Raw genomic sequence first — 10284 nt, 5'->3', positions numbered from 1 at the left:
ATCAGGACCGACAGGGCGTGCGGCCCGACGTCCCACAGCCCGCCCTTGGCCTTGCGCCAGGGCGAGTCGGCGTAGGCGCTGGGCGTGCCGTCGGGTACTTGATGACGGTGATCCGGTTCGCCGCCGGCGGGGCGATCGGCGCGGACGCCGAGGAGTTCTTCGTCAAGTAGGCGTTGAAGCAGTCCAGGTCGGACGCGCCGACCAGCTTGTTCTTGTGCTCCTTCAGGACGGTGAAGCCGTCACCGCCGCCCGCGAGGAACTCGTTCATCGCGACGCGGTAGGTCTTGGCGGGGTCGATCGCGACACCGTTCAGCTTGACCGAGTCCACGACGATGCGGTCCGCGCCCGCCTTCGTCATGTCGAGGGTGTAGGTGAAGCCCTTCGACACCTGCAGGATCTTCGGGCTCGTCCCGTTGACCGGCCCGCTCACCTGCTGCTGGAGCGCGGTGATCAGCTGCGCGCCGGTCAGGTCCACGACGTTCATCATGTTGGTGAACGGCTGCACCGTGAAGGACTCGCCGTACGTCACCACGCCGTCGCCCTCGGCGCCCGAGGCCTTGTAGGCGAGGTCCGAGCGGATGCCGCCCGGGTTCATGACGGCCAGCTGCGCGCCGCCCTTGTCCGCCGGGGCGAGCGCCTCCAGCTGGGCGTCGGCGATCAGGTCGCCGAGCGGCTTCTCGTGCTCCGCCGATCCGCGGCCCGGAATGTCCGCCGAGATGAAGCCCTGGGGGCGGTTGGCGATCGGGGCGGCCAGGGCGTTCCAGCGCTGGATCAGCTCGGTCATGTCCGGGGCCTTGGGCTGCTCCCGGGTGACGACCTTGTTGACCGGCTTGGGCGAGGCGACCGGCGTACGGACGATGTCCTTGGTCTGCCGGTCGTAGGTCAGCGTGGTTTCCGTGAACAGACGGCCGATCGAGGCCGCCGAGGTCACCGCGCGCGGGTTGCCCGCCGGGTCGGGGATGTTGCAGGCGTAGGCCTGGTGCGTGTGGCCCGTGACCAGCGCGTCGACCTTGGCGTCGACGTTCTTGGCGATGTCCACGATCGCGCCCGAGATGCCGGCGCCGGCGCCCGGGACGTCACAGTCGTAGTTGTACGCGCCGTTCGCGGGCAGACCGCCCTCGTGGATCAGCGCGACGATCGACTTCACGCCCTGCTTGTTCAGCTCGGCGGCGTACTTGTTGATCGTCTCGATCTCGTCGCCGAACTTGAGGCCCTTGACGCCCTCGGCGGTCACGACGTCCGGAGTGCCCTCCAGGGTGACGCCGATGAAGCCGATCTTCACGTCGCCCTTCTTCCACACGTAGGTGGGCGACATCAGGGGGCGCTTGGTCTTCTCGTCCGTGACGTTCGCGGCGAGGTACTGGAAGGTGGAGCCCGTGAACTCCTTGCCGAACTCGTAGCAGCCCTCGACGGGGTGGCAGCCGCCGTACGCCATGCGGCGCAGCTCGGTCCCACCCTCGTCGAACTCGTGGTTGCCGACGCTGGAGACGTTCAGGCCCAGCTTGTTCAGCGCCTCGATGCTCGGCTCGTCGTGGAAGAGCCCCGACAGCATCGGGCTGCCGCCGATCATGTCGCCGGCCGCTGCGGTGACGGAGTACTCGTGGCCCTTGCGGGCCTCGCGCAGGCTGGTCGCGAGGTACTCGACCCCGCCCGCGGGTATGGCCTTGGTGGTGCCGTCGGCCTGACGTTCGGTCACAGTGCCGGAGGAGCCCTGCGGGGGCTCCAGGGTGCCGTGGAAGTCGTTGAACGACAGCATCTGCACGTCGACGGTCCGGCTCTTGGCCGCACCGCCACCACTCGCGGCACCGGCCGGCAGTGCGGCCGCGACCAGCGCTCCGGCCCCGGCCGTGACGGCGAGGGCGGCGAAGGTCAACCGGCGGTTTCGGCGGTGCCGTTGTGGCGTCGCTGACATTTAGTCCCCTTTGTGGACAGCGATACTGCTTGGGAGGTCCGCCGAAGCCTATGGTCAACGCGCGTAGCTCTACCAGGGGGTAACGGGTATCGCGTTGGTTACGCGCAGAAGAAGGACCGACCCCGCGCCCGCACTCCACCCCGGCGGCCGGGACGGTCGTAGGCTCGTTCCATGACTGACGCAGCAGCGGCCCTGGAGCCGGGACGGCAGATTCAGACCCTCGACGAGCTGACGGGGGAACAGGCCGACGCCGTCCTCGACCTGATCGAGGACGCGGCGCGTACGGACGGCACCACCGCCGTGTCCGAACAGGGAAGGCTCCAGCTGCGCGGAGGGCCGCGCGCGGGAATCCGGCACTTCCTGCTCACCGACGGCGGCCGGCTCGCCGCGTACGGACAACTGGAGGACACCGACCCGGTGGAGGCCCCGGCAGCCGAACTCCTCGTGCACCCCGCCCTGCGCGGCCGCGGCCACGGGCGCGTCATGGGGATGGCCCTGCTGGCCGCCTCCGGCAAGCGGCTGCGGGTATGGGCCCACGGCGGCAAGTCCGCCGCCCGGCACCTCGCCCAGGTGCTCGGCCTGACCCTCTTCCGCGAGCTGCGCCAGCTGCGCCGGCCCCTGGCCGAGGGGGCCCCGCTGCCCGACCCGGTACTCCCGCCGGGCGTGACCGTACGGACCTTCCAGCCCGGCACCGACGACGCGGCCTGGCTCGCGGCGAACGCGGCCGCCTTCGCCCACCACCCCGAGCAGGGCTCGCTCACCCAGCGCGACCTCGACGACCGCATCGCGCAGCCGTGGTTCGACGCCAAGGGGTTCTTCCTCGCCGAGCGCGACGGCGAGCTCGTCGGCTTCCACTGGACGAAGGTCCACGCGGCGGAGCAGCTGGGCGAGGTCTACGTGGTCGGCGTCCTCCCCGGCGCCCAGGGCGGCGGCCTCGGCAAGGCCCTCACCGCGATCGGCCTGCAGCACCTGGCGGCCCAGGGCCTGCCGACGGCCATGCTCTACGTCGACGCCGACAACCCGGCGGCCCTCGCCGTCTACGAGGGCCTCGGCTTCACCACCCACGAGGTCGACCTGATGTACCGCACGGAAAGCTGACCCCCCGGCCCCCGCCGCACAACCCGGCCCCGCCGGCGCTTGCGGCGCAGGGCCGGGGCGGAGCCCCGATCCTTGCGCCCCGCCGGCGTTTGAGGCGCGGGCCCGGGCGGGGGCACGCCCGGCGGGCCAAGGGTGCAGCCCACCCGGCCCGGCACCGCACCCGGCACGCCGGGCCGTACGCCCCGCCCCCCGCCACCTTCGCCACCCCCGCCGGGAGGCGACTCGTGGGCCGGCCGGAGCCGGGAAGCCATGCGCCATTAACCGGGCATTCAGAAGCGCTTGCGACTCTCCCCCAATGCAGCCCCGACTCCGACTGACGGCCGACACGTCCGACGCGCCTGTCCTGCCGCTTGGGCGGAAGAATGGAGTCATGAGCCACAAGCCCAGCGCCGGTCCCACCGAGGTCCCCGCCCAGCACCCGTCTCACCCGTCCGCGTCCGCCGCCGGCAAGGCCGGCAAGGACACCGGCAAGGCCGGCAAGGACACCGGCAAGGACACCGGCAACGCCGCCGGGCAGGCGCCCGCCGCCGCGGCCCACGCCCGCATAGGCTCCATCGCAGCGCACCGCCCGCACGTCGATTTCGACCCCGATCTCGACGCCGACCTGGACGCCTACGACGACAAGGACGGCGGGGAACTCCCCCCGGGCCGCTTCCTCGACCGGGAGCGCAGCTGGCTCGCCTTCAACGAGCGGGTGCTGGAGCTCGCCGAGGACCCCACGACCCCGCTCCTGGAGCGCGCCAACTTCCTGGCGATCTTCGCGAGCAACCTCGACGAGTTCTTCATGGTCCGCGTGGCCGGCCTCAAACGGCGCATCGCGACGGGCGTCGCCACCCGATCGGCCTCCGGCCTGCAGCCCCGCGAGGTGCTGGACCTCATCTGGACGCGCTCGCGCGAGCTCATGGCCCGCCACGCCGCCTGCTTCCAGCAGGACATCTCCCCGGCGCTGGCCGAGGAGGGCATCCACCTGATCCGCTGGCCCGACCTCACCGAGAAGGAGCAGGCCCGCCTCTTCACGCTGTTCCGGAACCAGATCTTCCCGGTGCTGACCCCGCTGGCCGTGGACCCCGCGCACCCCTTCCCGTACATCTCCGGCCTCTCCCTCAACCTGGCCGTGGTCGTGCGCAACCCCGTCAGCGGCCACCGCCACTTCGCCCGCGTCAAGGTGCCGCCGATCCTCTCCCGCTTCCTGGAGGCCTCCCCGCAGCGCTACGTCCCGCTGGAGGACGTCATCGCCGCGCACCTGGAGGAGCTGTTCCCGGGCATGGAGGTGCTCGCGCACCACATGTTCCGCGTGACCCGCAACGAGGACCTGGAGGTTGAGGAGGACGACGCCGAGAACCTTCTCCAGGCCCTGGAGAAGGAGCTCATGCGGCGCCGTTTCGGCCCGCCCGTGCGCCTGGAGGTCGAGGAGTCCATCGACCCCGGCGTCCTGGACCTCCTCGTGCAGGAGCTGAACGTCAACGCCTCCGAGGTGTACCCGCTGCCCGGGCCCCTCGACCTGACCGCCCTCTTCGGGATCGCCTCCCTGGACCGGCCCGAGCTCAAGTACCCGAAGTTCGTCGCCGGCACCCACCGGGACCTCGCCGAGGTCGAGTCCGCGCACGCGCCCGACGTCTTCGCCGCCCTGCGCGAGCGCGACGTCCTGCTGCACCACCCGTACGACTCCTTCTCCACCTCGGTGCAGAGGTTCCTGGAGCAGGCCGCGGCCGACCCGGACGTCCTCGCCATCAAGCAGACGCTCTACCGCACCTCCGGCGACTCCCCCATCGTGGACGCCCTGATCGACGCCGCCGAATCCGGCAAGCAGGTCCTCGTACTCGTCGAGATCAAGGCCCGCTTCGACGAGCAGGCCAACATCAAGTGGGCCCGCAAGCTGGAAGAGGCCGGCTGCCACGTCGTCTACGGGCTCGTCGGCCTCAAGACCCACTGCAAGCTGTCGCTCGTCGTCCGCCAGGAGGGCGACCAGCTGCGCCGCTACGCCCACGTCGGCACCGGCAACTACCACCCGAAGACCGCCCGCCTGTACGAGGACCTCGGCCTGCTCACGGCCGACCCGCAGGTCGGCGCGGACCTCTCCGACTTGTTCAACCGGCTGTCCGGCTACTCGCGCCGCGAGACCTACCGCCGGCTGATGGTCGCCCCCCGCTCGCTGCGGGACGGCCTGATCGCGCGGATCGACAAGGAGGCCGCCCACCACAGGGCCGGCCGCGCCGCGTACGTGCGCCTCAAGATGAACTCGATCGTCGACGAGGCCCTCATCGACTCCCTCTACCGGGCCTCCCAGGCGGGAGTGCCCGTCGACATCTGGGTGCGCGGCATCTGCGCCGTCCGCCCAGGGGTCCCCGGACTCTCGGACAACATCCGGGTCCGCTCGATCCTCGGCCGCTTCCTCGAACACTCCCGGGTCTTCGCCTTCGGCAACGGCGGCGAGCCCGAGGTGTGGATCGGCAGCGCCGACATGATGCACCGCAACCTCGACCGCCGTATCGAGGCACTGGTCAGGGTCGCCGACCCGGCCCACCGCGCGGCACTGGACCGGATGCTGGAAACCGGGATGTCCGACGCCACCTCCTCCTGGCACCTCGGCCCGGACGGCGAATGGACCCGGCACAGCACGGATGCGGACGGCCAGCCGCTGCGGCACGTACAGGAGACGCTCATAGACGCCCGGAGGCGCCGGCGTGGCTCAGCCAAACCATGACCCGATGGCGGACGCGGGGGACGTGCTCGGCACGTACCTGCGCTCCCAGGCCACGGCTTTCCTGCGGGGCCTGCGCCTGCACGAGGAGAGCGGGGCCGCCGCCACCGAAAGCGGCGTCGCGGCGCGCAGCCTGCGGGGGGCCGCGCGCCGCATCAGCGGATCACTGGCCACCTTCCGGGCGGTGACCGAGTCCTCCTGGGCGGACGGGCTGCGCACCGAGCTGGCCTGGCTGTCCTCGACCCTGGCCGACGAGCACGCCTACGCCGCCCGGCTGGCCCGGCTCATGGACGCACTGCACCGGCTGTCGGGGTCCCCGCAGCTCCCGGCGCCGCGCGGCTCGGCCGGCGCGCTGACGGTGGGCTCGGCGCGCGCGGGCGCACTGCTGGACCGCCAGCTGACCCTGGCCCGTACGCGCGCGCACTCGGCCACCCTCCAGGCGCTCGGCTCGTCCCGCTTCCACGCGGTGGCGGACGCGGTGGCACTGCTCGCCTCCGAGGTCCCGCTCAACGCCGTCGCGGCCCGCGGCCGGGTGGGAGAGGTCCTCGTGCCCCTCGCGGCCGTGGCCGAAACCCGACTGTCGGCCGCGGTATCGGCGCTGCCTCCCGTCGGCGGCTGCGAGGCGGCGCCGAGCCCGTACGACGCGGACCACGACGGCCTCTGGCACGAGGTACGCCGCCTCCTGCGGGTCCACCGCTACGCGCGGGAGGTCCTCGGCGAGGACGTGACACGCCCGGCGGCCGCGGGCGAGGCCCTGGACCGCCACCGGGACGCCGCCGAGGCCGCCGCCGCCTCCGCCACGGCCGCCCGCACCCCCCGCATCGCCCCGGCGACGGCCTACGCCCTGGGCGTCCTGCACGCCGACCAGCGCCACCAGGTCGAGGCGGCGCGGACCGACTTCCAGCACCTGTGGCTGCGGGAGCCGGCGGCCGCACCGCGATAACGGTGGGATAACGGATGATGGCAAGTGTGTGCGGACGCCCCGGAACGCACCGGGTCGTCCGCCACGGTTCACCGTCCGTTCACTCGGGCCGGTCGGCTGCTTCACCTGTTCCGCCTAATTTCGGTCGTGCACGGATACGGCGGCTCACAGAGCGGGCAGCCGGCCCGCGCGACCCGACGCAGTAGTCCTCTTCGCACGCCGCCCGGTACGAACGAAAAGCGGCCGGCGGCTTCTGGAAGGAAACACCCGAAAGTGAAGCTTCAGCGCAAGAACATGCTTCGTGCCTCCGCCCTCGGTGCGCTTGTCGTGTCCGGCGCCCTGGTCCTCACGGCGTGCGGCTCGGACGACAACACCAAGACCGGCGACGGCGCCACCAAGGCCGCCGCCCCGGCCGCCGGCGACATCAAGTGCGAGGGCGCGAAGGGAAAGCTGCTCGCCTCCGGCTCCTCCGCGCAGAAGAACGCGGTCGACCTGTGGGTGAAGAACTACATGGCCGCCTGCTCCGGCGTCGAGGTGAACTACAAGTCCTCCTCCTCCGGTGAGGGCATCGTCGCCTTCAACCAGGGCACCGTCGGCTTCGCCGGCTCCGACTCGGCGCTGAAGCCGGAGCAGGTCGAGGAGTCGAAGAAGATCTGCACCGGCGGCCAGGGCATCGACCTGCCCATGGTCGGCGGCCCGATCGCCCTCGGTTTCAACATCGCGGGCGTGGACAAGCTGAACCTTGACGCCGCCACGATCGCCAACATCTTCAACGACAAGATCAAGAAGTGGGACGACGAGGCGATCAAGAAGCTGAACCCCGGCGTCACGCTCCCCTCCACCGCGATCCAGCACTTCCACCGCTCCGAGGACTCGGGCACCACCGAGAACCTCGGCAAGTACCTCAAGGCCGCCGCCGGTGACGCGTGGCCGTACGAGGCCGCGAAGAAGTGGCCGGCCCCGGGCGGCCTCGGCGCCTCCGGCTCCTCCGGGGTCGCGACCCAGGTCAAGCAGGTCGACGGTGCCATCGGCTACTTCGAGCTCTCCTACGCCAGCGCCCAGGGCATCAAGACGGTCGACCTGAACACGGGCGCCGCCGCCCCGGTCAAGGCGACCGGCGAGAACGCCTCCAAGGCCATCGCCGCCGCCAAGATCGCCGGCACCGGCTCGGACCTCGCCCTCAAGCTCGACTACACCACCAAGGCCGAGGGCGCGTACCCGATCGTCCTGGTCACCTACGAGGTCGTCTGCGACAAGGGCAACAAGGCGGAGACCCTGCCGACCGTCAAGTCCTTCCTCAACTACACCGCGTCCGACGCGGGCCAGAAGATCCTCCTGGAGAACGGCTACGCGCCGATCCCGGCCGAGATCAACGCCAAGGTCCGCGAGGTCGTCAACTCGCTGAGCTAGTCCTGAGCTCCGAGGCCCGGTCCGTCCCCTCCCCCCGTCCGGGGACCGGGCGGACCGGCCCCCGGAGCCCCTTCCCCTCCACCCGGGGGAATCCGGTGCACCGCCGCCAGGGGGCCTGCCCCCCACACAGACCGGAAAGACCATGGCTTCCACCACACCCACCCCGATAGACACGGCTCCGCCCGTCTCCCCGAGCAGGGGATCCACCGGCCGCGCCGGCGACAAGATCTTCGCCGCGCTCTCCAAGGGCTCCGGCATCCTGCTCCTGGTGATCATGGCGTCGATCGCCGTCTTCCTCACCTACCGCGCCTCGATCGCCCTGTCGGAGAACGAGGGGAACTTCCTCACCACCTTCGACTGGAACGCGTCGGCCAACCCGCCCGTCTTCGGCATCGCCGTCCTGCTCTTCGGCACCGTCGTCAGCTCGATCATCGCGATGGTCATCGCGGTTCCGATCGCCGTCGGCATCGCCCTCTTCATCTCGCACTACGCACCGCGCAGGCTCGCCGCCCCCCTCGCGTACGTGGTCGACCTGCTGGCCGCCGTGCCGTCGATCATCTACGGCATCTGGGGCGCCCTCTTCCTCGTCCCGCAGCTGGCGGGCCTGAACCTCTGGCTCGACGAGTACATGGGCTGGACCTACGTCTTCGACAAGACCCAGGTCGGCGTGGCGCGTTCCCTCTTCACCGTCGGCATCCTGCTCGCGATCATGATCCTGCCGATCGTGACCAGCGTCAGCCGCGAGGTCTTCCTCCAGGTCCCGCGCATGAACGAGGAGGCCGCACTGGCCCTCGGCGCGACCCGCTGGGAGGTGATCCGGATGTCCGTGCTGCCCTTCGGCCGCTCCGGCGTCATCTCCGCCTCGATGCTCGGCCTCGGCCGCGCCCTCGGCGAGACCATGGCCGTCGCCACCGTCCTCTCGCCGAGCTTCCTGATCTCCGGCCACATCCTCGACCCGGGCGGCGGCACGTTCGCGCAGAACATCGCCGCGAAGTTCGACGAGGCCAACGAGTTCGGCCGCGACGCGCTGATCGCCTCCGGTCTGGTCCTCTTCCTGCTCACCCTGCTGGTCAACGGTGCAGCTCGCCTGATCATCGCTCGCCGCAAGGACTTCTCGGGGGCGAACGCCTGATGAGCCACGCACTCAAGGACCAGCGGCCCACCCGGGCCCCCCGCTCCGCCGCTCCCACCAGCCTCACCCGAGGCGGCCTGCCCCGCTGGGCCCCGGCCGGCATCGCCGTCCTCTCGATCACCCTCGGCAGCGGCATCGGCATCGTCTTCGACCTCCACAGCAAGATCCAGTGGGGTCTGATCGCCGCCATCCTGTTCGTCGCGATCACGTACACCGCCAGCGCGGTGGTCGAGAACCGCCGCCAGGCCAAGGACCGCATCGCGACCTCCGTCGTGTGGGTCTCCTTCGTCCTCGCCGTCATCCCGCTGCTCTCGCTGATCTGGACCACGATCAGCCGCGGCATCAAGGTCTTCAGCGGTGACTTCCTCAGCCACTCGATGAACGGCGTGACCAGCTTCGAGGAGGGCGGCGGCGTCTACCACGCGCTGCTCGGCACCATCGAGCAGATCGCCCTGGCCACCCTGATCGCGGCCCCGATCGGCCTGCTGACCGCCGTCTACCTCGTCGAGTACGGCAAGGGCACGCTCGCCAAGGCCGTGACCTTCTTCGTCGACGTCATGACCGGCATCCCCTCCATCGTCGCGGGCCTGTTCATCCTGACGACCTGGAACCTGGCGCTCGGCTTCGGCCCCTCCGGATTCGCCGGCGCGATGGCCCTGTCGATCCTGATGATGCCCGTCGTGGTCCGCTCCACCGAGGAGATGCTCAAGCTCGTCCCGAACGAGCTGCGCGAGGCCGCCCTGGCCCTCGGTGTGCCGAAGTGGCGCATGATCCTCAAGGTCGTCCTCCCCACCGCCATCGGCGGCATCGCCACCGGACTCATGCTGGCCGTCGCCCGCATCGCCGGTGAGACCGCCCCGATCATGCTGCTGGTCTTCGGCACCCAGCTGATCAACGGCAACCCCTTCGAAGGCGCCCAGTCCTCGCTCCCGCTCTACATTTGGGAGCAGTACAAGGTCGGCAGTGACGCCTCCTACGACCGGGCATGGGCCGCAGCGCTCGTCCTGATCGCCTTCGTCATGATCCTCAATCTGGTGGCCCGCGGCATCGCCCGCTGGAAGGCCCCGAAGACCGGTCGCTGACGCGACTGTATGAAAGCGAAGTGACCC

Annotated in this window: 7 protein-coding genes; 6 read left to right on the top strand and 1 reads right to left on the bottom strand. The window is 70.8% G+C overall.

Features of this window, described 5'->3' with window-relative positions; all coding sequences use genetic code 11:
- Nucleotide 1 precedes the first annotated feature (1 nt).
- Nucleotides 2–1912, bottom strand: a complete 1911-nt coding sequence (locus AB0F82_RS36400; RefSeq protein WP_362635564.1) for a bifunctional metallophosphatase/5'-nucleotidase — start codon at nucleotides 1910–1912, stop codon at nucleotides 2–4.
- A gap of 171 nt (nucleotides 1913–2083) precedes the next feature.
- On the opposite strand from AB0F82_RS36400, the gene mshD reads away from it, so the two are divergent.
- The 6 genes from mshD to pstA all read left to right on the top strand — a co-directional run bounded on the left by mshD (nucleotide 2084) and on the right by pstA (nucleotide 10257).
- Nucleotides 2084–3010 carry a mycothiol synthase gene (gene mshD, locus AB0F82_RS36395; protein ID WP_356816032.1) on the top strand — a complete coding sequence of 309 codons (927 nt, stop codon included), beginning with the start codon at nucleotides 2084–2086 and terminating at the stop codon, nucleotides 3008–3010.
- Between the two features lie 370 nt (nucleotides 3011–3380).
- Complete coding sequence (locus AB0F82_RS36390) at nucleotides 3381–5714, top strand: RNA degradosome polyphosphate kinase (RefSeq protein WP_362635562.1); 2334 nt, start codon at nucleotides 3381–3383, stop codon at nucleotides 5712–5714.
- The gene (locus AB0F82_RS36385) at nucleotides 5695–6654 is read left to right on the top strand and encodes a CHAD domain-containing protein (RefSeq protein ID WP_436842260.1); all 960 of its coding nucleotides are present in this window, start codon (nucleotides 5695–5697) and stop codon (nucleotides 6652–6654) included. The genes AB0F82_RS36390 and AB0F82_RS36385 overlap by 20 nt, the downstream gene beginning before the upstream one ends.
- 252 nt (nucleotides 6655–6906) lie before the next feature.
- On the top strand, nucleotides 6907–8043 hold the full coding sequence (gene pstS, locus AB0F82_RS36380) for a phosphate ABC transporter substrate-binding protein PstS (protein WP_362635556.1): 1137 nt from the start codon (nucleotides 6907–6909) through the stop codon (nucleotides 8041–8043).
- Nucleotides 8044–8185: 142 nt separating this feature from the next.
- Complete coding sequence (gene pstC, locus AB0F82_RS36375; RefSeq protein ID WP_362635553.1) at nucleotides 8186–9175, top strand: phosphate ABC transporter permease subunit PstC; 990 nt, start codon at nucleotides 8186–8188, stop codon at nucleotides 9173–9175.
- Entirely contained in the window at nucleotides 9175–10257 is a 1083-nt protein-coding gene (gene pstA / locus AB0F82_RS36370) for a phosphate ABC transporter permease PstA (protein ID WP_362635550.1), read from the top strand. Before pstC ends, pstA begins: the two co-directional genes overlap by 1 nt.
- Nucleotides 10258–10284 lie beyond the last annotated feature (27 nt).

The organism is Streptomyces virginiae (assembly GCF_040638905.1).
Taxonomy (GTDB): Bacteria; Actinomycetota; Actinomycetes; order Streptomycetales; family Streptomycetaceae; genus Streptomyces; species Streptomyces virginiae_B.
Note: the sequence above shows the minus strand (reverse complement) of the source record. Positions and strands in the feature narration are given on the sequence as shown.